This is a genomic window from Winogradskya humida (assembly GCF_016862215.1).
Classification (GTDB): Bacteria; Actinomycetota; Actinomycetes; order Mycobacteriales; family Micromonosporaceae; genus Actinoplanes; species Actinoplanes humidus.
The window spans coordinates 147,895-171,983 of sequence record NZ_BOMN01000112.1; the positions used below are offsets into that span (position 1 = coordinate 147,895).

Here is a 24,089-nt window from a genome sequence, read left to right on the forward strand (position 1 = left end):
CAACGGGGGAAAGACTGATGGATGTTTTCCGCATTCCTGACGGGACCGTGCGGGCCGTGGCCGTGGCCCACGCGAGGGACCTGCTGCGCCAGGCCGGCGCACGGTGGGTCAAGGCGACGGTCCCGGTCGACGCGGAGTACCGGCAGTTGCAGGGGGCGGCGCTCGCCGAGGCGATGAGCCTGGACGAGAGCTACGCGGAGCTGGTCGAGCAGGGCCGGCGGCTGGCAGACGAGTTCCCCGGCCGGGGCGGTGCCCTCGCCGAGGTGGTGCGCGGGCTCGGCGTCGTGCTGGATCCGTCCGCCACGGTCGCCGAGGTCTGGGCGGCCTACTCGGCGGTGCTGACCGCGCTCGCCGACACGCTGCGGCTCGGGCCGGGCGGGGCCGGCTCGCTCATCACGGCGGTGGACGGCGCCCTGGAGCTGCGGCTCGGCGGCGCCTCCCTGCTGGACTCGCTCCGGGACCTCACCGCGACGGCCCGCCGGGACGGGCACCGGCCCACCGCCGAGCACCTCGTCGCGGAGCGGTTCGCCTTCGAGACGCTGGCCCGGGGTGCCGGATCGGCGCGCACGTGGGGCACCTCGGGGTTCCGGGACCACCAGACGTACATGTCGGTCACCGACCCGGGTGAAGGCCATCTCGACGGTACGGTGCGCGCGCTCGGCAACCTCGACGGCGTCATCGTCCACATCGAACATCTCGAACGCGGCGGGCACCAGGACCGCACGCACGTCGAGCCGTACCGGATCCCGGACCCGCGGACGGTGGCGCAGGTACGTCTGCTGGTCGGTGACGACGCGCCGGTCTCGTCGTACGTGGGGCGGCCCGTCTTCGAGGGTCCCGTCGAGCCGTCGATGCTGAAGACCAGCCGGACCGTCGCCGCGGCCTGTTCGGCGCTGTTCGCGCAGGGCATCGCCGAATGCAAGATCGCCATCGAGGGGATGACCGCGCGGCAGGCCGTCCGGTTCATGCGAGCGGTTCGTGCCGGCGTCACCCGGGACCGCTTCACGCAGGTGCTGTCCGCCGCGTTCAACGTGAACACGCCGTTCTTCGACGACCGCGCCGGGGGCCTGCTCGACGGCCGGATGATCGTCGACCGGCTCGAGATCGGGCTGCTCGGCATCGCCCTGACCCGCGCGGGCGGCTTCGACAAGGTCACCTGGGACGGCACGGCGAACACGTACCCGAGCAGGTGCGTGCTGGAGCAGCTGTCGTACGCCGAAGCCGTCACGCTCGTGCACCGGGCGCACGAACGGGGGCTGCTGACGTACTTCTCCGCGGGTTTCCGCCTGCACAACCTCGCCGGCGCCGTCTGCACCGGTGTCGACGGCGTCGGGGTCGGCGGCGCGCAGATCCTGCGCTACATGGACCCCGACACCGGCTTCCACGGCCCGTTCCTGGAGGAGAACATCGCGGGCATCCTCGCCGAACGCGACCTGGCGGAAACCTCGATCCTCGGGCGGGCCGCCCTCGCGCTGAGCCGGTTGGACCGGATGTGGTTCGAGGGCACGCTCACCGCCTGGGACGACGTCCACCGGATGGACCTGTTCGCCGTGCTCAGCGCCCCGGAAAGGCGCGACCTGGGTGCGCTGCGGCGGTTGCTCGACGAGGTCTCGCAGGTGACGGCGCTGCCCTGCGATACGTCGCATCCACTGCTGAGCTGGGCCGATCGGCTGGTCTCGGGAGGCCATCACACGCTCGCCGCCGGGCAGATCCGGATGGTCGCGCATTTCCAGGAGCATCTCGAACGGGTCGCCGCCGCCCGCGCGTGCGCCGACCTCGAGCGCCTGGAACTGTTGCTCGCGCCCGAAAGCCGCTTCGCCACCGGCACCCGGCCCAGGGTGCCCGCTGCCACCGCTGCTGTACCTGCTGCTGCCGAGCTGGGTGCGGCGGTGCCGGGTGCTGCCGGGCCGGGTGCGGTGGTGCCGGTTCTGCACGGGCTTGCGGCTTGATCAGGTGAGGCCGGCGCCGATGCAGACGAAGCCGGCGGCGGCTACGCGCTCGGCGGGGCCGCCGTCGGTGAGAAGGTCGCGGCGGGCGGTCGTGAGGGCCGTCGCCGGAGGGGCCCCGGCCGCGAGCTCCCGGTGCAGGGTCGTCATCAGGACCGCCGACGGCCCGTCGGGGACCGGCAGCATCGCGGCGATCAGGGCTCGGGAGCCCATGGCCAGCAGCGCGGCGGAGAACCCCAGGAGTTCGTCGCCCGGGCAGACCAGCGACAGCCCACTGTCGCAGGCCGCGAGAATCACCACCTCGGGTACGCCGTCGAGCGTCTGCAGATCATGGACGGTCAGCGGCCCGTCCGCGAGCCGCAGCGACGAGAACAACGGGTTGTCCCGCCGGAACGTGCCGTGCGCTGCCAGATGAGCCAGCCCCGCGCCGGGCAGCGCCGCCAGCACCGCACCCGCCGTCGCAGCCTCGCCGGTGAGCACCCCGGCCTCGGGGTTCAGCCGGCGCAGGGCCTCGATCTCCGCCCCGGCCCCGGGCAGATCCGGCCCAGCCACCGCAAGCCACCTCGCGCTCCGTATGCCACCGGCCCGCACCGAACCGGCCCGATCAGATCCGGCCTGATCAGATCCGGCCTGATCAGATCCGGCCTGAACCGAGCCGGCCTGAACCGAGCCGAGCTGAGCCGAACCGAGCTGAGCCGAACCGGTTTGCGCCGAACCGGCAGCACCAGCAGCACCGGGCGATGCGGCGGCCGTACCGCCGACGGCCTGGGAGTGGGCGGCCTGGGAGCGGGCGGCCTGGGAGTGGGCGGCCTGGTGCCAGAGGGTGGCGGAGGGGGAGACCGTGACCGGGCGGTCGGTGCAGGAGGGGAGCAGTGCCCAGGGCAGGGACTGGAGCGGGCCGGTGGGGACTACGACGAGGGGGCGGCCGGCGAGGTCCGGGCGTACCGGGCGGATCAAGAGGTTGTCGAGTTTTGTGCCGAGTGAGACGAGCAGCGTGCCGGCTGCTTCCGCGCTGCGGCCTGTCCCGGCCGCGGCCCGGCGCATGGCGAACGGCAGGTGTTCCAGGAGGCCGGTCATCGCGGCCACCGGGCCCAGGGGGCGCAGGCGTACGCGGCCGTCGGCGACCAGCAGGACGTAGAGGTGGTTGTCGCTCTCGACGTATTCGAGCAGGACGGCGTCGCCGAGCGCTGCGGTGAGCTGGTCCACCGTGGCGGGTGCCGCTACGTCCGCGTAGTCGCCGCGGCGGGAGTGCAGGTGGTCGCGGACCCGGTTCTCCAGGGTCGTCTGGCGGCGTTCCAGGGCGGCGACGGGGCGGCCCGCGCGGCGGGCGTCCGCCAGTTCGGCGACCACGGCGCGTACCTCGGTCAGGGCGGTGGCCAGGGCCGGGTCCGCGGGTGGGCGGGCGCGGGTGAGCAGCAGGTGGCTGGCCCGGCCGCGTTCGGCCCAGGCGAGGACCCGGCGGGCCGAGCGGGCCTCGATCGCCATTCGCAGTCCCATCTCCGCCAGTTCCGTGCGCTGGCCGGAGACGTGTGCCAGCAGGTCGGGGGCGCCGAGTGTGGCGCGGTACTGCTCGGCGATGCGCAGGCCGGCCGTGATCGCCGCGCTGGCAGCCCGGCGGTGGCCGTCGATCAGGTGCCGTAGCGCGACCGCCTGGCAGGCCCGGATCCGCAGCTCGGCCGGGCCGGTTCTGGGGATTCCGTCGGCGAGCAGCGTCCTGGCCTGCGCGGGACGGCCGCGGGACAGGGCGAGGCGGGCCGCGATGATCCGGGCGTCGAGGGCGGGCAGCCGCCAGCCGGCGGCGTCCAGTGCCGCGGCGATGCGCACCACCTCCGACACCGCGACGGGCAGGTTCTGACCGAGCCGGCAGCGCAGCCCGACCAGCCGCGCGAGGGCACTCCAGCCGCCGCGGTGCTGGCGGGTGAACGCGGTAGCGGCCTGGCGGGCGGCCGGCAGCGCGGTGCCGCAGTCGCCGGCGAGCAGGGCCGCGGTCGCCACCAGCAGATGGCCCTCGGGCAGCTTGAAACCGCCGCGCGTGCGGGTCAGCTCCTCGACGGCCTGCTCGGCGGTTGCCCGGGCCTCGCGGGCGAGCCGTACCGACAGCAGCGTCTCGGCCCGGTCGAGCAGCAGCGAGCTGACGCCCACGCCGAGCACCCGGTAGCGCCGCTCGGCCTCCTGGAAATGGCGCAGCGCCTCGGGGATCGCCCCCTGGCGGCTGTGGGCGAAGCCGAGGTTCTCCTGCACCTGCGCGGCGAGCAGGCCGAGTCCTTCGCGCTCGCTGAGCTGCTCGGCCTCGCGCAGATCGGTGAGCGCCTCGGCGAAGTGATAGCGGAAGACCTGCAGCACGCCGCGGTTGTTGAGCACCCGCCACGTCCACACCCAGTCGCCGGCGGCGCGCAGCCGGGGCAGTACGTCCCGGTACGCGTCGAGGGCCTCCCCGAGCCGCCCGAGTTGCTGCAGGATCGCGCCGCGCTGGGCGTCGGCCCGCAACCGCTGGAGGCCGTCGAGGTCGGCGCACGCCCGGTCGATGACGCCGATGGCACGGCCCGGACGGCCGCGGCAGCTCAGCACGTACGCGAGGGTCATCCGGGCCTCGGCGGCGAGCGTGGGGTTGCGGGCACGGCGGGCCAGGCGCACGGCCGCGCGTTCGCACCGCAGCGCGGTGTCCAGGTCGGCGAGGTGCAGGGCGGCGAGCCCGCGCGCCCGCTCGGCGATCGCGGCGGACTCCGGGTCGTGCGCCACGCGGGCCAGCTCCAGGGCCTGCCCGGCCAGGCCCCAGGCCCGGCGTGGCTGGGCGTCGGCGATGGCCAGCGCCCCGGTGCCGAGCGTGCGAGCGGTGGTGTCCCGCGTCATCCGCCCTCCCGGCCCGATCTCTCAGGCACATTATGTATCAAATCCGCCCGTACTCCCTCCGCAACATGGATCGGGAAGGGCCCGATCGAAAGGGGGAACCATGAGCACGGCCACCACCGGGCGCGGCGCGGCGCACCGGGTCAACGAACTGATCGTCACGCTCGCACACCTCGACCTGGTCCTCGACCGCCTGGGCGTCCTCGGCATCGAGCCGGTCCGCGACCCGCGCCGCAGCCCCGCGCTCGGCCTCGCCCTGCTGGAGCTGACGGGCCGCGCCACGGACTCCAGGACCGCGGTCGACGGCGGGGACTCCCCCGTCGACGCGCTGCTCGCGGACCTGCGCGCCTACTTCCGGCGCGACTACGACGGCTGGACGCCCGTGCTCGGCAAGAACCGCGAGGTCGAGACCGTCGGCGGCGCGCACGTGATCAGCGGCGGCGGCACGAGCGCGATGCCCGCGAGCGTGGACGGCGAGATCGACATCCTGCACGGCGGGTGGGGCGGCCGGTCACTGTCCGAGGACACGTACGTACTGCCCGCGCCCGAGGGCACCCCAGGCGGGCGGTACGCGCTCGACGGCGGCCTGCCCCGCCCGCACGGCACGCTCGGCCGGGGTGCGACCGTCGCCGTCTGCGACACCCGGCTGTGGGACCACGGCGAGCTCGCCGGCGCGTACCTCGCCACTCCGTCCGCCCTGCACCCCTCCCCCGGACCGGAGGGGCTGCCGTTCACCGCGGGACACGCCACCTTCATCACCGGCACCATCCTGCGCAACGCTCCCGGCGCGGCCGTCCTCGCCTGCGCCACGCTGGACGACCGGGCCCGCGGCACCACGTGGCAGCTCGCCAACGACCTGGTGGAGTGCGCGGCCCGCGGCGCCGACGTGATCAACGTGTCGGCGGGCTACTTCACCGGCGACAACCAGCCGTCGCTCGCGGTCAGCACCGCGCTGCAGCGCGTCGGCCCGGGCACGGTCGTGGTGGCCTCAGCCGGTAACCACGGCGAGGACGATCACGGCCCGCGGCGCCCGCTCTGGCCGGCTGCCTCCGACGAGGTGCTCGCGGTCGGCGCGGTCACTGCCACGGGTACGCCCGCCGCGTTCAGCCCGGACGCCCCGTGGGTCGATCTGCTCGCGCCCGGCGTCAACGTGGTCAGCAACTACTTCGGCCCCGGTGTGACGATCACCGATCCGGGGGACGCGCGCTCCTCGCGTACCTATGAAGGGGTTGCTGCCTGGAGCGGGACCTCCTTCGCCTCGGCCTGGGTGTCGGGTCTGATCGCCGCGCGCGTGCGCCGGGGCGGGGCCGACGCGCCCGCCGCCCTGCGCCGGTTGCTGCACGACGCCCGGCACGGCGCCACGTCGGCGCTGCTCCCCAAACACCGAGACTGACCGTTTCGCCCTACTAAAATATGGTTTTTGGCGAGAGGAACTGACAATGGCCGACGGCGACCCCACCGCCCTCGTGACCGCCGCGGCGGGCGGCGACACGCAGGCATGGAACGCACTGGTGGAGCGGTACGCCCCACTGGTCTACGCGACGTGCCGCCGCTGGCGCCTGGACGCCGCCGACGCGGCCGACGTGAGCCAGACGGTCTGGCTGCGCCTGGTCGAGAACCTGCCGAAACTGCGCGAACCGAAGGCGCTGCCCGGCTGGCTGATGACCACCGCGGCCCACGAGTGCACCCGCTTCTACCGATCCCGCCGGCGCGAACGCCCCGACGACCTGACCACACTCCTCGACCGCACCCCCGCCGACGACACCGACCCGATCGACGCGGGCCTGATCCGCGACGAGCTCCACGCCGCGATGCGGGTCGCGTTCGCGGAGCTGCCGGAGCGCTGCCGCACCCTGTTCAGCCTGCTGATGACCGATCCGCCGGCGGCGTACACCGAGATCAGCACCCGGCTCGCCATGCCCTGCGGGGCGATCGGCCCCACCCGCTCCCGCTGCCTGGACCGCCTGCGCCGCAGCGCGGCCCTGCAGACCCTGATCGCCGACGCCGGCCACGCCGTGAGGAGATGACCATGACCAGCAACGACTGGCAGGAGAGCGACGAGGCCCTGCTCCAGGTCCTGACCCAGGCCCTCCACACCCCAGACCCCACCCCAGCATCGGTACGCGAAGCAGCGCGCGCCGTCTACACCTGGCGCACGATCGAGGCGGAGCTGGCCGAACTCGTCCACGACTCGCGGGTCGACGAACTCGCCATGGCCGGCCTGCGCGCCGAAGAGGCCGACCTGCGCACCCTCAGCTTCGAATCGTCCACCCTCACCATCGAGCTCGGCGTCTCCACCACCGCCCTGCTCGGCCAACTCGTCCCACCCGGCCCCACCGAGGTCACCGTCCACCGCGAAGGCAGCGCCGCCTACAGCGTCCCCGTCGACCCCGACGGCACCTTCCGCATCGCCCCACCCCCCACCGGCCTCATCACCTTGACCTGCGCCGACGTCGTCACGGCCGCTTTCCACCTCTAGTGTCGTGTGTCTGAGGTCTTTTGACGGTTGGCTTTGGTGAGGATCTGGTCGGCGGTCTTGGTCCAGCGGAACGGTTCGCAGCGTTGGTTGTAGGCGTCGATGAAGGTGCGGATCGCGCCGATCAGGTCGCTGACGCTGGTGAAGGTGCCGCGGCGGATGGCTTGGCGGGTGATGATGCCGAAGAAGATTTCGACCATGTTCATCCACGACGCGCTGGTCGGGGTGAAGTGCATGGTGATCCGCGGGTTCTTGGCCAGCCAGGCTTTGACGTTCGGATGGTTATGAGTCGAGTAGTTGTCGGCCACCACGTGCAGCTTCACGCGCTGGTGAGCCTTGGCGACCTGCTTGAGGAAAGCCAGAAATTCGCCGTTGCGGTGCCGCTGGTAGCAGGCGTCCGCCGTGATTTTCCCGGTGGCGACCTCCAAGGCGGCGAACAAGGTGGTGGTGCCGTGCCGCTTGTAGTCGTGCGTGCGTTTCTCGGCCTGGTCGAACCGCATCGGCAGCAAGGGTGCGGTCCGGTCGAGGGCCTGGATCTGCGACTTCTCGTCCACGCACACGACGACCGCGTTCGCCGGCGGATCGAGGTAAAGGCCGACGACGTCACGGATCTTGGCTTCCAGTTGCGGGTCGGTGGAGAACTTGAACGTCTCGGCCCGATGCGGTTGCAGGCCCCAGTCCCGCCAGATCCGGGCGACCTCGGCGAAGCTGACTGGCTTTCCGCCGCGGGTCAGGTAATCCGAAAGCAGCCGTGCTGACCAATGCGTCACCCCGAGCACGTCCGGTGGTGGGTTCAGCGTCGAAGTGATTACCGAGGACTCGTCAATGACCGGCGGCCGGCCCGATCGAGGCAGATCGGCCAGGGCACCCATCCCGCCGGTTTCGTACCGGGCCCGCCAGGCGATCACCGTCTGCCGGGTCATCCCGACCTGCCGCCCGATCTCAGCGTTCGGCAAGCCTTCCGCCGCCAGCAACACCATCCGGGCTCGCTGCACATGACCCGCCGGCGCCGACGACGAACGCGTCAGCTCCCGAAGGCGAGCACCATCACCAGGACGCAGAACCAACGGCGCGGCAACCGACATATCTCATTGTCACCCACCCACACCGTCAAATCAGTTCAGACACGCGACACTAGCTTGTCGTTCAACCTCCCGGCTGAGGTTCAGCGTTGCTGCGGCCAAGGCAGCTACGTCACCAAGAATGACCGCAGCGAATACCGGCGGGAGAGCCCGATGCGGATAGATGTGCATCCCCTCAGGATGTGCCGGTGCACGCTCACCGAAAGTCCTGCAGTGCCAGACCGTAATCGCCTCGAAGCCACAAATCCGGTGGAAATCAGCGGGATTGACTTCTCCGGGCATCCGAAGTCAACGGCGTATTCTTTGAGGTGGCGGCACCGGTGTGATCCTTCGGTACGCCTTTGGGCGCAACCGTGAATAAATGGGGAACGTGCTGTCAATAATCGATTTCGATGGCCACGGCGGGACTTTTGCACCCTCTTTTTCAGTAGCGCCCGGGAGCCGCGGCACTGATCAGGTGCTCAAGGTCACCCCCTCGCGTCGGCATATCCGTGCGCCAGCCGCTCGCCTCGTCGTGAGGCTGCTTGGCGCGCGGATCGCGGCAAAGGAGGGCCTCCCGGATGTCCTCTATACCGGGTCGGCCAATGAGCCTTTTTCGTCCTGCGTAGGGCGGGTTTTCGACGTGGTGCAGGACGAGGATGGCCTGCACGATCGCAGTGGCGCGGCGTGGGCAGCAGCGCAACTTCGTGAGGAGGCCTTGTCGGCAAAGGTCATCACGTTTGCGCTGGTCGAGGCGTTGATGATGGTGTGGGTGCGGGCGGCGGACAGGTCGTGGGTGGAGCCGGGAAGTGCGACTGAGGCCCAGACCAGTCGGCCTGCCGGGTCGGCGATCACTTGCACGTTCACGCCGTGGCGGTGGTGTTTGCCGGAGTAGTAAGGCTTCTGGTCAGCGACCCGGTCGATCGGGATCAGGGTGCCGTCGAGGATCGCGTACGCGAGCCGGCGGATCCGGGTCATCGCGGTGTTCAGGCCGTCGGCGGTGGCGGCGAGCAGATTGATGGCTTCGCGGACGTATCTCCAGGCGGTGGCCACGCCGATCTCGAATCCGTAAGCCAGGCGGGTCAGGGTGTCACCGTTACGCTGGTGGGCCAGGGCGAGTAGGGCTTGCCGGCCGGGGTCGGGGCGCCGCCAGCGGGAGCGGCGCTGGGTGCGGTGGGCCCGGATGAGGCCGGCGAGGTGGTTCAGGCTGCGGCGGACAACGGAATCGCGGCGGGGTGAGACAGCACAGCGAGGCTCCCGGTTGGGGCATCTGATCTTGATCGATTGCTGTCTTACCGGCAGTCTCGTCCTATGTCGGCACCAGGCCCTCGAACCCGGCCGTGACCTGCACCGTCACGATGAAAAAGGCTCAATAACCGTCGGCGAGAATTCGGTTGCTTCGCCTGAGAGGACGTCTGATTAACGTATTTTTTGGTGTTATGTGGTTTGGGGGTCTCGCCAGGTTGGGGTGGTCTCGTCGGTGATTCGCCGGGCGAGGTTGTCGATCATGGCGAGGGTGATCATTGCTGCGGAGTTGGCGGGCCTGGTTTCGTAGTCTCGGGCGAGGCGGCGGTGGTGCATGAGCCAGCCGATGGTGCGTTCGACGACCCACCGGCGTTTGACGACGCTGAACCCTTTGACCTGGGGATCCTTGGTGACGACCTCGACATCGACACCGAGGGTGGCGCCGTGCTCGACGGTTTTGACCTTGAATCCGGCATCGACCCACGTCTTGGTCAGGGTGGGGTGCAGGGTGGTGGCCCGGTCGAGCAGGTCGTTGCCGATCACGTTGTCGCTGACGCTGGCGGCGGTGACGATCACGGCGAGCAGCAGGCCGAGGGTGTCGGTGATGATGCCGCGTTTACGGCCGGCGATCTTCTTGCCAGCGTCGATGCCCTGGGTCTCGAGGGGCACGTTGGTGGAGGTTTTGACGCTCTGGGTGTCCATGATGGACGCGGTGGGTTCGGTGGTGCGGCCGCGGTGGTCACGGACGAGTCCGGTGAGGGTGTAATTCAGCTCGGTGAAGATCCCTTCCCTACTCCATAAGACGAAGTAGCCGTACACCGTCGCATGTGGAGGAAAGTCATGAGGCAGGTAGCGCCAGGCGATACCGGTGCGGTTGACGTAGAGGATCGCGTTGAAGATCTCCCGCAGATCGTGGGTGGGGGTACGGCCCTTGATACCGATCTCGGTGCGGGCGTCGGTGCGGGCCTGACGCCACGCGGTCAGCCGGGGCGCGATCAGGGACCAGCAGGCATCGGACAGGTCGGAGGGGTATGCGCGGCGTTCGGTCATAGTGGTGGCTTACGGTGCTGCCGGCTCGTGGCGGGGACAGCATGTCCGTCGATACCGTGGTGAAAGTAAATGAAACACGATCGAGGGATGAAAAGCCGCGTCCTGCACAGATGTGAAGCCGCCGATAATGCGTGATCCGGTTATATCGGCCAGACGGGGCCATGATCGCTTGTCTTCAGATGCCCCATAACACCATCGGGGCTAATAAAACGTCCAGTGAGAGAGTGTTGGGTTACCGGGTGACTACATGGGGTCCCGATTGAGTTCGTCCTGAAGACGTGGGGCCGCTTCGGTTTCAATCGGGCCTTGCGGTTCGATGTCGTCGCCGGCCAGTAAACCCTGATTAATACGGTTGGCGTAACCGGCATCAGCCCAGACCAGCCCGAGCAGCGGAAACACGGTCGTGATCCCGGCAAGGACCAGTTTGGCCCCGGCCCGCTCCTGCACCGACGCCGCGTGGACCATGGCCTTCAGCAGGAGCCCGCTGGTATTGACGAGCAGATGGCGCTTACGACCGCGAGTGCGTTTACCGGCGTCCCAGCCGATCGCCTCACCGCCCTCATGGCTGTGCGCGGTCTGCGAGTCCAGCACTGCGGCCGACGGCTGCGGATCACGTCCCTCAGCCACCCGGACCAGGTCACGTAACTGGTCGTGGCCCCGGTCCCAGGTGCCATCGGCGCGCCGGCAGCGAAACCAGCGATAGGCGGCGTCCCACGGCGCGAGGTCGTGCGGGACATGCCGCCAGGCCGTTCCGGTGCGCAGTACGTAGAGGATCCTGTCGATGATCAGCCGGCGTGGATAGCGCAACGGCCGCCCGCCCCGGCACGGATTCCGTTGCGGGAAAAGCGGTTCTAGGACCGCCCACTGCCCGTCGGTCCGTGAGGACTCATACACCGGTTTGCAGACGCAACGACACACACGTGATCTTCGCTGACATAGTCAGCAAAAATCCCATCGAGGTATCACAACACTCTCTGAGTGGACCGGTCCTCGAGCAGAGTCTTGTGTGAATGCGCGGCGTCATCGGCGTGTTGCCGGGGAGGTGCGGGGCCGGCGGGTCAGCAGACGGCGGCGTGCGTCACCTGCCAGCGGGTGGCAAAACGGGTCCAGTCAAACAGCTCACCCGCAGCGCGCCTGCGGTCACGCTCAGCTGTGGCGTCGGCGCACGCCTGCGTGGTGTTTGCTGCACGGAACAATGCACGTGCCGCCTCGATCCACATGACCTTGCCGTCCGGTGTCCGCGCCTCAGGAGAGTCGCGTCGCAGGCGGGCGGTATGGCCCAGTGCCTTCCCGAAAGCGCGCCGGACCCGGTGTTCACGCCGGAACACCTCGGTTGCCGCGGAGTAATTTCGGCGCTTGGTGGGGTCGCGTAGCCAGGCCAATTCGACTGCCGTGAAAATTTCCAGCTGCATGTATTGCACTACTTGGTACTTGTCGGGGAACGGCATGATCGGAAGGGGTGAGCGTGCCATTGCCGGGTTGAGATAGATCATAGGAATGCGAATAGCAGATGGCGAGTAATTGGGTAGCCGGAATTCAGTGGTGGGTGGGTTCCGGGACGGCGATGATTGCTGGGCGGGGGCGTGGGGTGCTGCGCCGCCCGGCCCAGCCACGGGTCGACAACTCTGAAGCGGGCCGGGCGAGCACCGCGGCGAGTTCACCTTCCGTGACCCCAGTCGGGTAGGCGGTCATACAGCGCAGGCTTTCGGCGAGTCAGATCTTGGACACTGATCGTGATCGCGAAACGTCTGGGCGTCATGATGACGGGTCCTGTGTGATCGGGTCGGGGTCCGAAAGGGATGTTTCGCGTGGCTGGTGCTTCCACGCTCGGGGGGATGCGTCCGGAGACAGGGCCGGTGGATGCCGGGATCGGGCCGGCGGGGTCGCGGCGGGCCGGGATGCTGGGCCGGTTGGACACGCCGGGCCGGTTGATGGTGGCTGTCGGCGTTGTGGTGCTGCTGCTGGGGGCGCTGGCCGGGGTCACGGTGGTGTCGCCGGGGGCTGCGGAGGCGCTGGGGAAGGATGCTGCGGCGGCGACCGCTAGTAACAGTGCGAGCGCGCGGGACATCTACGGCGGGCTTGCCGATACCGATGTGGCCGCGAGTGCGCTGTTCCTGGCTCCGGACCGGGTCCGGCGGACCGAGCTGACGACGGCCTACGTCGCGGCCGTGGATCGGGCGCAGCGGGCGTTGAGTGCGGCGATGGTGCGGGCGTACGGCGATCCGGCTCGGCTGGCGCAGCTCACCACGATCGCCGATGCGGTGCGGGTGTATCGCAGGGTGGTGGATGACGGGCGGACGGCGGGGCTGGGTGACGACTTTGCGAAGCAGGCTGTGCTCGCGTCCGCGTACGCCAGGGAGGCCTCTTTCTACATGTCCGGTGTGGTGCTGCCGTCGGTGATGCGGCTCGGCACGGACGACCGGGCGCGGCTGGCGCGGGCGCAGCGGGACGGGCAGCGGTGGCGGGTCGCCGCTCTCGGTCTGCCCGTGGTGGTGCTGCTCGTGCTGGGCGCGGTGCAGTGGTGGTTGTGGCGGCGGACCCGGCGGCGGCTCAACGCGGGGCTGGTCGCCGCGGGTGCGGCTGTCGTGGTGGTGCTCGGGTTGCTGGTCTCGTCGTGGTCGCATTACGCGCGGGCCGACGTGGGGTTCACGGCGCTCGCGTCGCGGATGGACAGTGAGGCCGTGACCCAGGAACAGCTCGGCTCTCTGTTGAGCGGGCGGGCCGACGTGTATCTGGCGCTGGGGGCCAGTGTCGACCCCGAGAAGCATCGGCTCGACTTCCTCGCCCGTGATCTCTGCGGTACGGGGGCCGGGCGGGTGAACTGCACGGCGCTGACGAACGTGTGGACGGCACGGCAGAGCGGCGATGCCGACGACTACAACGCCGCGGTCGACCTGGTGCTGGCGAGCGGGGCCGTCGCCCGGGCGTTCGACTCGGCGGCGCAGCAGCTCACCGATCGGCAGGACCAGGGCGAGCGGGAGGTCGACGCGGCGGTGGGGTGGCTGCCCGCAACGCCGGTGCAGCACCGGTTGCTGATGCCGGCGCTATTGCTCATCGCGGCGATCGCCGCGGTGGCGGGGCTGTGGGCACGGCTGAGCGAGTACTACTGAGAGGAGGCGGCGATGCTACGACGAACCACGGCGTGGGCGGCGGCCGTCCTGCTGGCTCTCTCCGGGTGTGCGGCGGCCGGCGATGCCACGGGTGCGGCTCCCGCGCGGCCCGAGGGGGTGGGGCCGCCGGGTGAGAAGGACAACGACGCGCTGTCCTGCCTGGTCCGCAGGAGTTTCCCGCCGAGCGACGTCCGGCCCCCGAAGCTCGCCGGGGGCAAGCTGGTCGCCGGGGTCGACCTCTCCGACACCACGATGAGCCACTGGAACGCCGCCTCGCACCAGTTCGAGGGGTTCAACATCGACCTGCTGCTCGCCGTGGCCCGTTCGCTCTGGCCGGGCGCCGACCCGCGGAGCAAGATCACGTTCCGGGCCGTGCCACCGGGCACCGGGGCGCTCAAGCAGCTCGATCCGCTCCACAAGCAGCACGTCGACGTGGTGGCGACGTCGCTGACGGCGACCTGTGAACGGGCGGCGCTGGCGTATTTCTCCAGCGACTATCTGGACTCCGGGCAGACCGCGCTGGTCAGGCGCGTACCCGGCATCGGCTCGCCCGCCTTGCGCCCCGAGTTCGCGGGCATGGAGGAGCTGGGCGGGCGCCGGGTCTGCGCGCCACGGGAGACGACGTCGCTGACCGCGATCCGGCGTTACCGCACGGCGTCCGGCCGGGCGCTGGTGCCGGTGCAGACCGAGCACTCCATCGACTGCCTGGTGATGCTGCGCCAGGGCCAGGTCGACGCGGCCAGCACCGACGAGAACATCCTGCGGGGCTTCGCGGCGATGGCGCCCGACACCATGCTGGTCACGGATCCGCCGCGCGAGCCGTCCTGCGCCTTCAACGCGAAGAAGAAGGACTGCACCTGGTTCACCGACGAGCCGCACTCCTTCGCGTTCGGCCGCGGCGACGAGGCGCTGGTCCGCTACTTCAACTACGTGCTCCAGGGCATGCGTGACACCGACAAGTCCGGGGAGTGGGGACGGGCGCACGACGAATGGCTGCCCACGCACCCGGACGAGGGGATGCCCGCCGCGGGGCCGAGTGTGACGGTGTGGCCATGGTGATGACCAGCGCTTACGAGGACACCCGCGAGGCGTGCCGCGCGGTGGCGCGTACCTATCTGGAATTGGACCGGTTCGTCACCGGGCAGCCCGGGCGCGGTATCGCCGCGCAGGACGCGCTCGACCTGCTGCACCAGCTCGGGTGTCTCGCCCAGACTCTGGAGAACCGGGTCGACGAGCTGGTGGCCCTGGACCGGCGGATCGAGGAGCACGGCGGCGACCCGGCGCTGCGGGCGGAGTTGCTGCGGCTCGCGTCCACGCCGTGCCGGGTGGTGTTCACCGCGGCGACGGGGGTGCCACCGCGCTCGGAGACGATGCCGGTCGCCCGGATCGTCGCCGAGGCGCAGGAGCGGGAGCGCGAGATCCGCCTGGCGGTTCGTGCGGTGCGGCTCGGCGAAGCCCTGGCCGGGCCGGGAGTCGCGCTGCGGGAGCAACTCGCGAAGCTGGAGACGCTGATCGCCGACGCCCTGAGCGCCGGGCTCGGGCACGGCCGCCCGCAGATCAGCCCCGAGGCCCTCGCGGTGCTCGACCGGCTCGCGCTCTGGGAGAAGGCGGCCGGAAGCGGTCGCTGGCGCGAGCTGCCGACCGGCGACCTGCAGGCGGACGTCGTCCGGGCCACCGAGGGGGTGATCGTCCAGCGGCGGGCGCTGCGGCAGGGGTACTACGCGGAGCTCACCGGGCGGCTCGCGGCGTACCGGCAGAAGGCCGCCGATGACGGCCTGGGCGAGCTGCTCACCCTCGATCCGTTCTACCAGGCCGCCCGGCGGGCGCTGAGACCCGACGGGTTCGACCTGGCGGTGGCGGGCGCGGCGGTGCTCGCCTATCAGCGGGCCGTGAACGGTGACCTGCCATGACGGTGAGCGTGAGCGGCCGGTGCGCGGCCCGGCAGTGCCCCGGGGTGGTCGACCGGGACGGTTTCTGCCGCAAGTGGGGCCACGAATGCACGCCCGACGCCCCGCTGGTCAAAGAGGCGGAAGAAGAGCTGCCGCCGCAGCGGGAGAGGCATTGGGAGCGGACCAGCGAATACCCGTGGGAGCAGGCCGTGCTGCTGCCCGCGACCCGGGTGCGCGATCCCCTCGACGCGCTGCAGCCCGGGCCGGTCGCGCCGTCCGCCCGGGTCTGCGCGAAGTGCGCGAAGCCCGTACGCGAGACGGAGGGCTTCTGCGAGAACTGCGGCACCGGCTACTCGTTCTGGCCGCCGCTCGAACCGGGCTCCCTGGTCAACGGCCGCTACCTGATCGAGGGCTGCCTGGGCTACGGCGGCGTCGGCTGGGTCTTCCTCGCCCGTGACCGGACGATGGACAACGCGTGGCGGGTCCTCAAAGGGCTGCGCAACCCGGACGACAAGGCCGCCGCCGAGGCGTTCTTCGGCGAGCGCAGGACGCTGATCAGCCACAACCACCGCCGGATCGTCGCCATCCTCGACGTGGTCGCCGGTGAGCATGCCGCCGGCGGGCCCTACCTGGTGATGGAGTACATCCCCGGCGGCACCCTCGAGGACGCGCGCGGCCGGCCCGGCACGCCGCGGGTGCCGAAGGCCGTGAACATCGTGCAGGCGCTCGGTTTCGGCGACCAGATCCTCGACGCGTTCGAGTTCCTGCACGAGCGCGGGCTGCTCTACTGCGACCTCAAACCGGAGAACGTCATGCGGGTCCCCGCGGTGCAGAACCACGACCCGGACCCGATCAAGCTCATCGACTTCGGCGCGGTCCGCCGGATCGACGACCGGGTGAACCCGCCCTGGTACACCCCCGGCCTGGTCGCCCCGGAGGTCGAGCAGCGCGGGCCGTGGGGCACCGGCGTGCGTTCGGACCTCTACTCCGTCGGGCGTACGCTGCTCGCCCTGACCCTCACCGATGACACGGCGGGGCTCCCGACGCGGTTCCCGGCGGGGCAGCGCCTCCTCGGCCGGGTCGCCGGGGCGAAGCTGCCCTCCGAGGTGTACCTGCGGTTCCTGGACCGGGCCACGGCGCCCGACCCCGGACACCGGTTCGCGTCGGCCGCGGAGATGCGCGAGCAGCTCCAGGGCGTACGCCGTCAGTTGCGGGCCGCGGCCACCGGGGAGCCGGAACCCGCCCGCTCCACCGTCTTCAGCCCGTCGGCCTGCGCGTTCGCCCTGCACGTCGACCACCGGGCCCTGGACCTCACCGGCCTGCTGCGGCAACTGCCGATGCCGCTGGTCAACCGCAGCGACCCCGCCGCCGCGTTCCTCGCCTCGCTCGGCCCGGACTCCGAGGAGGTGCTCACCCAGCTGCGGGAGGCGCCCGGGCCGTCCGACGGCGTCTTCTTCCGCACCGTACGCGCCCATCTCGCGGTCGCCGTGGCCGCGTCCACGGACCGGTCGTCGATCCGCGCGCACCGCGCCGGGGCCGAGATCGCGCAGGCCGAGGAGCTGCTGGCGGACCGACCCGAGGAGCACCAGGACTGGGCGCTGTGGTGGCACCGGGGGCTGATCGCGCTCGCCGCCGGGCGCGCCGGCGACGCGCGGCGCCAGTTCGACCAGGCGTTCGGGTGGGTGCCGGGCGAGGTGTCGGCGCGGCTGGCGTACGCCGTGGCGGCCGAGCTCTGCGACGACGTGGCCACCGCGACCGAGCACTACGGCGGGGTCTGGGCGGCGGACCGCGGGGTCGTTGCCGCGGGGTACGGATACGCGCGCTGCCTGCTGGCCACGGCTGCCGACGGGCTCGATGCCGTCGGGCGGGCGGCACGGGTCGTCGAGCAGTTGCCCGCCTCCGACGACCGGACGGCCGCCGAACTGGACACCATCCGGTTCACCCTCGGGCACTTCGGCGACCGGTTGCCCGCCGAGGGCGCCATGTTCGGGGTGGCGATGACCGGCGACGCGCTCGGCGCCGCGTTCGAGCAGCGCTGCCGGCGGCTCGCGGCGCGCACCTCGGACCGGCGTCACCGGGTCCGGCTCGTCGACGCCGCCAACCGCCTCCGCCCGGTGTCGTGGTGGTGAGATCGCTCATGGAGAGGCCGCCGACGTGAAGTTCAGCGTGACCGCGCACCACAACGAATACCTTCCGGCGGGCGACGCCACCGTCGACATCATCGTGACCGTCCGCGCCGACGACGACGGCTCCGCGGCCGGCCCCGGCCCGGCCGGCATGGGGCCGGCCGGCATGGGGCCGGCCGGCATGGGGCTGGCCGAGGTGATCCTGCTGGACTGCTCGGGTTCGATGGGGGCGCCGCAGACGAAGATGCGCGCCGCCCAGCTCGCCACGATCGCGGCGATCGACGTGCTGCCCGACGGTGTCGCGTTCGCCGTGGTCGGCGGCAGCCACGTCGCCGAGATGATCTACCCGGCGGGGCGCGAGCCGGCCGTCGCGGACGAGAGCACCCGGGCGGACGCGCGCAAGGCCGTGCGCCGGGCCACCCCGCACGGCGGCACGGCGATCGGGACGTGGCTGCGCCTGGCCCGCGAGCTGGTCGCCCAGCGGCCGGACGCCATCGGCCACGCCGTCCTGCTCACCGACGGGCGTAACGAGAGCGAACAGGCCACGGAGCTGAGCGCCGCGCTCGAGGCCTGCGACGGCGCTTTCACCGTCGACTGCCGGGGCATCGGGTCGGCAGAGGGCAGCCACGACTGGGACGGCGACGAGCTGTTGCGCATCGCGGACGCGCTCGGCGCCAACCCGGTGGTGCCGGTCGAGGACACCAGCACCCTGGCCGCCGACTTCACCCGGGTGCTGGCGCATTCGATGGCGAGCCGCGCGGGGGACGTACGCCTGCGGGTGCGCCACGCCGAGGTCGCCCGGATCCGGTTCGTCAAACAGGTCCACCCGGTGATCGCCGATCTCACCGGCCGCGACACCGCCGCCGAGTTCCCCACCGGCGCGTGGAGCCCCGGCGATAAGCGGGACTACCACGTGGCCCTCGACGTGGATCCGATGGCGGCCGGTCAGCGCCGCCGGATCGCCTGGTTCAGCGCGTTCTCCTCCCCGGGTGACGCCGGCCCCGACGAGGCGGGCATCGACGAGGCGGGCATCACCGTGGAGTGGACGGACGAGTTCCCGCTGTTCACCGCCGTGCACCCGACCGTGGCGCACTACACCAGCCAGCAGGATCTCGCCGAGGCGATCCGGCGGGGCCTGGCCGCTCTGGAGTCCGGTGACCGCGAGGAGGCCGCGCGGAAGTTCGGCATCGCGGCCGCCCTCGCGCACGCCGCGGGCACCACCGCCAAACTGGACCTGCTGGCGCGGGTGGTCCACATCGACGACGCCGCGGCGGGCAAGGTCCGGATCCGCGGCGACGTGAACCCGCGGATGCTGCCCCCGCTGACCGCGCACGGGCCGCAGACCTCGGCATGGCGCAAGCCCGAAGCCGCGGCGGCCGGCGGCACGGACGAGATTGAGGCGTGGCGGCATCACGACACGACGTGGACCGGGCGCTTCTGCGGCAGGTGCGGCGTGCGCTACGACAGGGCCGGATGATGACGATGCTCCTCGACGGCATCAACGTCGCGAACGACGTGTCGGGCATCCTCACCGCGATCATCGCCGTCGCCACGCTGGTCACCTTCTACCGGCAGAGCCGCCAATCGTGGTGGCGCGACCTCACCCGCTACTGGAACGCGCAGTTCGACACCGGCGAGGAGGACGGCTACCCGCTCGACGCGCACGTCCCGCCCCTGCTGAAGGTCTATGTGCCGCGCACCGCCAAGCCCCGGGAACGACCGGCCGCTGCCGCCGTGCCGACGGACCGGCTGGTCCTCGGCGACGGCCCGCACGCCCTGCTGATCGGCCCTCCGGGCAGCGGCAAGACCGCGCTGGTCCGGCAGGCCGCCGCCGCGTCGGCGCAGCGGTGGCTGACCAGCTCCGGCCGGCTGCGCCGCGCACCGGACGGCCCGCTCGTGATCCGGCTGACGGCCGCCGCGCTGGTGGGCCAGACGCTCCAGCGCGCGGTCGCCGAGGCAGCCGATCCGTGGGCGCCGGAGCTCGACCAGGAGCCGCTGCCGCACCGCCGGATGGTGATCCTCGTCGACGGGCTCGACGCGCTGGTCGACCCGCAGCAGCGCAGCGCCGTGATCAACATGCTCGCCCGGGAGGCCGGGACACCGCCGGAGCACTGGCGGCTCGTCGTGACCACCCGGCCGCTCGGCGACAGGGAGCTCGAGACGCTCGGCACGTTCGACGCGTACCACCTGATGCCGTTCACCGAGGACGACGTCACGGCGCTGGCCGCCAAGTGGCTCACCCGCCCCGGGCCCTTCCTCGCCTGGCTGGGCAGCGATCCCGCCTCCGCGAAGGCCCGCAGCCCGCTGCTGGTCACGGTCGCCGCCGTGCTCTGGGAGAACGGCATGCACGGATCGGCGCCGCGCCCCGCCGAACTCATGGAGGCCTTCGTCGGGCTGCTGCTCGGTGCCCGCCGCACCGCCCTCGACGCCCTGTTCGCCGACCCGCACGACATCGGGCCGGACACCGAATGGCTGAGCCGGCACCGCCGCGACCTGCTCGTCGCCGCCGCTAAGTCGTCCGTGGACGGCAAGGACGTCGTGACCGGCACCCTCGCCTGGATCGGCGAGCAGCTGCCCGGCTCCCGGCCCGGGCGCTGGCGGGAGCCGGTGACAACATTGCTGCTGCGGACCGGGATCTTCCAGAACGGGCGCCGTGGCCTGGTGCCGACCTGGACCGGCCTCGTCGCCTACCTCGCGGCCGAACGGCCCGCCGCGGGACTGGACCGGAACACCATGACCACGGGGATGGGCACCCCGTCGCGTCAGGCCGTCGTCGGCTGGCAGTTCGAGCGGGCCGGGACCCCGGAGGAGTTCATCGCGGAGATGCGGGCGGCGCCCGGCGGTTCCACGGACGTCGGCCGGTTCGCCGCGGGTGGGCTGCCCGTGCCGGAGCCCGTCCTCGTGGAGGTCCTCGCCACGCTGCTCACCGACGGATCACCCGAGGCCCGGGCCGTCCTGATCACGCTGGCCGCCGACCGGGCCCACCTGGATGCACTGCGTGCGCTCGCCGACGACGGACGCCAGCCCCGGACCGTACGCAGAGCCGCGCACTTGTTCTTCGCCGGGCGCGCGGTCACGAGTGTGCCCCCACCGGGTTGACGGGCCGGGGTAGTGTCCCCCCGGTTGTCATCGACGGAGGGAAATCTCTTTGAGCGCCGAGGTACTGGCGGTTCAGCGGTGGGTCAACGCCACCTACCGCACGGTCAGCGGATACAACGTCATCACCGAGGACGGCATCGTCGGCTGGCAGACGATGTACGCGCTGACCCGCGGCCTGCAACACGAACTGGGACTCACCTCCCTCGCCGACAACTTCGGCACCGGCACCCTCGCCGCGCTGTCCGCGCACGGGCCGGTCACCGCGAGCGAGGCCAACCACAACATCGTCGCGATCGTCCAGGGTGGAGCCACCTGCAAGGGGTACGACCCCGGCGTCGTCGACGGGCTCTGGGGCTCGCGCACGTCCGGGGCGGTCGCCGCGATGATGACCGACGCCGGGCTCGCCGCGAAGGTCGACGGCACGGTCGCCCCGAAGGTCTTCAAGGCGCTGCTCTCCATGGATGGTTACACGCTCGCGGCCGGGGGCTCGGCGAGCGTACGGTCGCTGCAGCAGTGGATGAACGACCGCTACCTGAACCGGTCGGCCTATTTCGTGCTGCCCGCCGACGGCCGCGCCACCCGCGACATCCTCAAGGCCGTGACGTTCGGCGTGCAGTACGAGGCCGGCCTCACCGACTCGCAGGCCAACGGCAACTTCGGCCCGCTCACCCAGTCCGGCGTGCGGACCAGCGGCATCGTGCAGACCGGCTCGACCGGCCCGTGGGTGCGGCTGTTCACGGGCGCGCTGTCGCTCTACCCGTCGGCACAGGTCTTCACGGACACGTTCACGGCGGCGCTGGCCACCCAGGTCCGCGCGTTCCAGCACTTCGCCCAGGTGGCCGAGACCGGCGCCGGCGACTTCACGACCTGGGCGTCGCTGCTGATCAGCACGGGTGACCAGGCCCGGCCCGCCGGCGCGGCCGACACCATCGACCAGGTCACCACGGCCCGGGCGAAGACGCTGACCGACGGCGGGTACACCCTGATCGGGCGTTATCTGACCAACGTCGAAGGCACCTCGCTCGACAAGAAGATCAAACCCGGCGAGCTGGCCACAATGTACGCGGCCGGCCTGCGCCTGTTCCCGATCTACCAGACGTACGCCGACTCGGCCGGCTATTTCAGCTTCGCCCAGGGCCGCACCGACGCCCTCGCCGCCCACGACTCCGCGGTGGGTCACGGCATCGACGCGAACGCGACCATCTACTTCGCGGTCGACTTCGACGCCACCGACGCCAACATCGACGCGGGCATCCTGCCGTACTTCCTCGGCGTCGCCGCCGGCCTGCGCGCCCGGGGCAGCCGTTACGCCCACGGCGTCTACGGTGCGCGCAACGTGTGCAGCCGGCTCGCCCGGGAGGCGTGGACGCTGCGCAGCTTCGTCAGCGGCATCACCTCCGGCTGGACCGGCAACATGGGCTACCCCCTGCCCGACAACTGGGCGATCGACCAGATCTCCACCGTGGACATCGGCACGGGCACCGGCGCGCTCGAGGTCGACCGGTGCGTGCTCCGCGCGTACACGGAAGAGGGGGAAAGCGCGACGGGCACGCCTGCCGCGACCCACGCCGAGTTCCTGACCTGGATCGACCGCCTCACCGCCCTCGCCGTCACCTACGGCCAGGGCGACCCGGACACGCTGGTGCTGCAGTACCTGCGCGCGGGCCGCCACGACTCCACCCAGTCGTCGCTGCTCAACGGCGCCACCGACAGGGGCTTCGTGGCGGCGGTCGGCGCGGCCGGGGTCACCCGCATCCGCCGCTACCGCGACCCGGTGGCCGCTGTCGACATCGACACCAGCCGCCTCGGCGATGCCACTCTGGGATCACTGCAGACGGGGGTACGCGCGGACTTCGGCGGCTGGGGCCTCGACTGGACCGCCCTGTACGCCGAGTGGCAGCTCACGGGCGCTTACGCCTTTGCCCAGCCCGGCGTCGCCGGCTCGTTCGACCTGCCCGCCCTGGTGGCCGACGTCGACGCTTATCACCTGGCCACGGCACTGAAGGGCGGCACGCGGCTCGCCGCCCATCTGCGGTCCGCACCGCGCGCGACCCGCTTCACGACCTTCCTCAACGGCCGCTTCGGCGGGGCGACCGGTGCCGCTGCTGCCGCTGCTGCCGTGCTCACCAGCACGACGGACACCGCGATGGTGACGGCGCGAGCGCTGCTCCTCCGCGGCCAGGCCACGACACCGGTGCCGGCGAGCGCCGCCCTGACCACGTTCTGCCAGGCCTTCGCCGACCGGCTCACCGCCCTCGCCGGAGCCGAATGATGAAAGGACTCCCGATGCGCCGCCGCACCCTGCTCGTCCTCGGCGCCGGAGCCGGCGTCGCCACGGCCCTGCCGTTCTCCCTGCCGGCCGCTGCCGCCCCCGCCGTCGCTTCATTGCGCACCTTCCCGGTGGAGGGCACGGATGCCACGGTCCAGCTCCTGCCGGGCCCGGCCGCGACCGTCTTCCTGTACGCCGCCCGCCGCTTCCACTACGAGATCGACACCCTCCACGCGGGTGATCTCGTGGGGACGGCCGACGGGCTGGACATCCGGCCGGGCTGGTACGCCCCGGGCGTCACGGGTGGCCTGCTCCCCTACCAGGTCACGGTCATCCGCGACATCATCGCCGAGTGCGACGGGCTGCTGGCCTGGGGCGGGGACGCCGCCGTGCCGCAGGAGGGGCGTTTCACGCTGACCGTCGCGCCGGGGAACGCCCGGCTGCGGGCACTTGCCGGGCGGCTGGGTGGTTTGCTCAGCGGAGGGCGGCGGTCCTCGCGGGTGGGCGCGGGCACAGCACTGCCGTACACCGAGGCCCGCAAACGCCGAGCCGAGAAGATCCAGAAAATGATGCGCTAAGTCACCTGCACCGCCCACGGGTCGGGTTCGGCGGGGCGGGAATGCTCCCTCTGCGCGGCCACCTCGAAGGTGGCACCGCAGTGAGGGCAGTCCCCCTCGCCGAACAGGTAGGTGAGACCCACCGCCAGCACCCGCTCACCGTGCACCGACGCCGTGCCGGCCATCCACCCCTTGATCCCCGTCAGCACCGCCGGATCGGCCGGGCGCAACGGCCGGCGCTGGATGTCGCCCTCGTGCCAATCCCGGATCGCCGCGTATCGGCCGTAGTCACCGATGACGACTACCATCGCCTGCTCACATCGTGGACAGCGCGGCCGGTAATGCTCATCGGTGTAGTCCATGCTGATCCTCGCCCACAGCCACAGCCACAGCCACAGGGCCAGGGCGATCACG

At 71.4% G+C, this 24,089-nt stretch carries 19 protein-coding genes and 1 pseudogene; 12 read left to right on the forward strand and 8 right to left on the reverse strand.

What is annotated here, in order from left to right; translation table 11 throughout:
• The first annotated feature begins 17 nt into the window (after window positions 1–17).
• Window positions 18–1,949, forward strand: coding sequence for a hypothetical protein (locus Ahu01nite_RS38820; RefSeq protein ID WP_203841731.1), 1,932 nt, complete (start codon window positions 18–20; stop codon window positions 1,947–1,949).
• Here the strand turns inward: Ahu01nite_RS38820 and Ahu01nite_RS38825 are convergent, their stop codons facing one another.
• A complete protein-coding gene (locus Ahu01nite_RS38825; RefSeq protein ID WP_203841732.1) occupies window positions 1,950–4,796 on the reverse strand; it encodes a CHAT domain-containing protein in 2,847 nt (948 codons plus the stop codon).
• A 100-nt stretch (window positions 4,797–4,896) separates the two neighbouring features.
• On the opposite strand from Ahu01nite_RS38825, the gene Ahu01nite_RS38830 reads away from it, so the two are divergent.
• From Ahu01nite_RS38830 to Ahu01nite_RS38840, 3 genes are read left to right on the forward strand one after another with little or no spacing between them, the layout of a single operon-like run.
• Window positions 4,897–6,186 (forward strand): S8 family peptidase, encoded by a 1,290-nt coding sequence (locus tag Ahu01nite_RS38830; RefSeq protein WP_203841733.1) that lies wholly within the window; start codon window positions 4,897–4,899, stop codon window positions 6,184–6,186.
• A gap of 46 nt (window positions 6,187–6,232) precedes the next feature.
• Entirely contained in the window at window positions 6,233–6,820 is a 588-nt protein-coding gene (locus Ahu01nite_RS38835; RefSeq protein WP_203841734.1) for an RNA polymerase sigma factor, read from the forward strand.
• Between the two features lie 2 nt (window positions 6,821–6,822).
• Entirely contained in the window at window positions 6,823–7,272 is a 450-nt protein-coding gene (locus Ahu01nite_RS38840) for a hypothetical protein (protein ID WP_203841735.1), read from the forward strand.
• Here Ahu01nite_RS38840 and Ahu01nite_RS38845 read toward each other — a convergent pair.
• The 6 genes and pseudogenes from Ahu01nite_RS38845 to Ahu01nite_RS38870 all read right to left on the reverse strand — a co-directional run bounded on the left by Ahu01nite_RS38845 (window position 7,269) and on the right by Ahu01nite_RS38870 (window position 12,317).
• Window positions 7,269–8,354: an IS630 family transposase gene (locus Ahu01nite_RS38845; protein ID WP_203841736.1), complete on the reverse strand. Its 1,086-nt coding sequence runs from the start codon at window positions 8,352–8,354 to the stop codon at window positions 7,269–7,271. The two genes, Ahu01nite_RS38840 and Ahu01nite_RS38845, sit on opposite strands and share 4 nt — an antisense overlap.
• 595 nt (window positions 8,355–8,949) lie before the next feature.
• Window positions 8,950–9,577 (reverse strand): annotated as a pseudogene (locus Ahu01nite_RS38850) (transposase family protein); the annotation flags it as partial.
• A gap of 190 nt (window positions 9,578–9,767) precedes the next feature.
• Complete coding sequence (locus Ahu01nite_RS38855) at window positions 9,768–10,625, reverse strand: IS5 family transposase (protein ID WP_203841737.1); 858 nt, start codon at window positions 10,623–10,625, stop codon at window positions 9,768–9,770.
• A gap of 243 nt (window positions 10,626–10,868) precedes the next feature.
• Complete coding sequence (locus tag Ahu01nite_RS38860; RefSeq protein ID WP_307794696.1) at window positions 10,869–11,543, reverse strand: IS5 family transposase; 675 nt, start codon at window positions 11,541–11,543, stop codon at window positions 10,869–10,871.
• 140 nt (window positions 11,544–11,683) lie between these two features.
• Window positions 11,684–12,118 carry a hypothetical protein gene (locus Ahu01nite_RS38865; protein WP_203841739.1) on the reverse strand — a complete coding sequence of 145 codons (435 nt, stop codon included), beginning with the start codon at window positions 12,116–12,118 and terminating at the stop codon, window positions 11,684–11,686.
• Between the two features lie 43 nt (window positions 12,119–12,161).
• The gene (locus Ahu01nite_RS38870) at window positions 12,162–12,317 is read right to left on the reverse strand and encodes a hypothetical protein (RefSeq protein ID WP_203841740.1); all 156 of its coding nucleotides are present in this window, start codon (window positions 12,315–12,317) and stop codon (window positions 12,162–12,164) included.
• A 143-nt stretch (window positions 12,318–12,460) separates the two neighbouring features.
• On the opposite strand from Ahu01nite_RS38870, the gene Ahu01nite_RS38875 reads away from it, so the two are divergent.
• Genes Ahu01nite_RS38875 through Ahu01nite_RS38910 form a run of 8 tightly spaced genes read left to right on the forward strand, consistent with a single transcriptional unit; the run spans window position 12,461 to window position 23,696 of the window.
• Entirely contained in the window at window positions 12,461–13,735 is a 1,275-nt protein-coding gene (locus tag Ahu01nite_RS38875) for a GlnX family signal transduction membrane protein (protein WP_203841741.1), read from the forward strand.
• Between the two features lie 12 nt (window positions 13,736–13,747).
• Window positions 13,748–14,794 carry a transporter substrate-binding domain-containing protein gene (locus Ahu01nite_RS38880; protein ID WP_203841742.1) on the forward strand — a complete coding sequence of 349 codons (1,047 nt, stop codon included), beginning with the start codon at window positions 13,748–13,750 and terminating at the stop codon, window positions 14,792–14,794.
• Window positions 14,788–15,645: a hypothetical protein gene (locus Ahu01nite_RS38885; protein ID WP_203841743.1), complete on the forward strand. Its 858-nt coding sequence runs from the start codon at window positions 14,788–14,790 to the stop codon at window positions 15,643–15,645. Before Ahu01nite_RS38880 ends, Ahu01nite_RS38885 begins: the two co-directional genes overlap by 7 nt.
• Complete coding sequence (locus Ahu01nite_RS38890) at window positions 15,642–17,753, forward strand: serine/threonine-protein kinase (RefSeq protein ID WP_203841744.1); 2,112 nt, start codon at window positions 15,642–15,644, stop codon at window positions 17,751–17,753. The genes Ahu01nite_RS38885 and Ahu01nite_RS38890 overlap by 4 nt, the downstream gene beginning before the upstream one ends.
• Before the next feature lie 25 nt (window positions 17,754–17,778).
• On the forward strand, window positions 17,779–19,227 hold the full coding sequence (locus Ahu01nite_RS38895) for a vWA domain-containing protein (protein ID WP_203841745.1): 1,449 nt from the start codon (window positions 17,779–17,781) through the stop codon (window positions 19,225–19,227).
• A complete protein-coding gene (locus Ahu01nite_RS38900; RefSeq protein ID WP_203841746.1) occupies window positions 19,152–20,849 on the forward strand; it encodes an NACHT domain-containing protein in 1,698 nt (565 codons plus the stop codon). The genes Ahu01nite_RS38895 and Ahu01nite_RS38900 overlap by 76 nt, the downstream gene beginning before the upstream one ends.
• Before the next feature lie 49 nt (window positions 20,850–20,898).
• Window positions 20,899–23,121 carry a glycoside hydrolase domain-containing protein gene (locus tag Ahu01nite_RS38905; RefSeq protein ID WP_203841747.1) on the forward strand — a complete coding sequence of 741 codons (2,223 nt, stop codon included), beginning with the start codon at window positions 20,899–20,901 and terminating at the stop codon, window positions 23,119–23,121.
• 14 nt (window positions 23,122–23,135) lie between these two features.
• Window positions 23,136–23,696, forward strand: a complete 561-nt coding sequence (locus Ahu01nite_RS38910) for a hypothetical protein (protein ID WP_203841748.1) — start codon at window positions 23,136–23,138, stop codon at window positions 23,694–23,696.
• Here the strand turns inward: Ahu01nite_RS38910 and Ahu01nite_RS38915 are convergent.
• Window positions 23,693–24,088: a hypothetical protein gene (locus Ahu01nite_RS38915; protein WP_203841749.1), complete on the reverse strand. Its 396-nt coding sequence runs from the start codon at window positions 24,086–24,088 to the stop codon at window positions 23,693–23,695. The two genes, Ahu01nite_RS38910 and Ahu01nite_RS38915, sit on opposite strands and share 4 nt — an antisense overlap.
• Window position 24,089: the final 1 nt, after the last annotated feature.

Excerpts from the sequence above, each read along its gene's own strand:
- Ahu01nite_RS38875 (WP_203841741.1), top strand. The coding sequence starts at position 12,461 with ATGCGTCCGGAGACAGGGCCGGTGGATGCCGGGATCGGGCCGGCGGGG.
- Ahu01nite_RS38870 (WP_203841740.1), bottom strand. The coding sequence starts at position 12,317 with ATGACCGCCTACCCGACTGGGGTCACGGAAGGTGAACTCGCCGCGGTG.
- Ahu01nite_RS38865 (WP_203841739.1), bottom strand. The coding sequence starts at position 12,118 with ATGATCTATCTCAACCCGGCAATGGCACGCTCACCCCTTCCGATCATG.
- Ahu01nite_RS38840 (WP_203841735.1), top strand. The coding sequence starts at position 6,823 with ATGACCAGCAACGACTGGCAGGAGAGCGACGAGGCCCTGCTCCAGGTC.
- Ahu01nite_RS38830 (WP_203841733.1), top strand. The coding sequence starts at position 4,897 with ATGAGCACGGCCACCACCGGGCGCGGCGCGGCGCACCGGGTCAACGAA.
- Ahu01nite_RS38880 (WP_203841742.1), top strand. The coding sequence starts at position 13,748 with ATGCTACGACGAACCACGGCGTGGGCGGCGGCCGTCCTGCTGGCTCTC.
- Ahu01nite_RS38825 (WP_203841732.1), bottom strand. The coding sequence starts at position 4,796 with ATGACGCGGGACACCACCGCTCGCACGCTCGGCACCGGGGCGCTGGCC.
- Ahu01nite_RS38885 (WP_203841743.1), top strand. The coding sequence starts at position 14,788 with ATGGTGATGACCAGCGCTTACGAGGACACCCGCGAGGCGTGCCGCGCG.
- Ahu01nite_RS38835 (WP_203841734.1), top strand. The coding sequence starts at position 6,233 with ATGGCCGACGGCGACCCCACCGCCCTCGTGACCGCCGCGGCGGGCGGC.
- Ahu01nite_RS38845 (WP_203841736.1), bottom strand. The coding sequence starts at position 8,354 with ATGTCGGTTGCCGCGCCGTTGGTTCTGCGTCCTGGTGATGGTGCTCGC.
- Ahu01nite_RS38910 (WP_203841748.1), top strand. The coding sequence starts at position 23,136 with ATGCGCCGCCGCACCCTGCTCGTCCTCGGCGCCGGAGCCGGCGTCGCC.
- Ahu01nite_RS38890 (WP_203841744.1), top strand. The coding sequence starts at position 15,642 with ATGACGGTGAGCGTGAGCGGCCGGTGCGCGGCCCGGCAGTGCCCCGGG.
- Ahu01nite_RS38855 (WP_203841737.1), bottom strand. The coding sequence starts at position 10,625 with ATGACCGAACGCCGCGCATACCCCTCCGACCTGTCCGATGCCTGCTGG.
- Ahu01nite_RS38820 (WP_203841731.1), top strand. The coding sequence starts at position 18 with ATGGATGTTTTCCGCATTCCTGACGGGACCGTGCGGGCCGTGGCCGTG.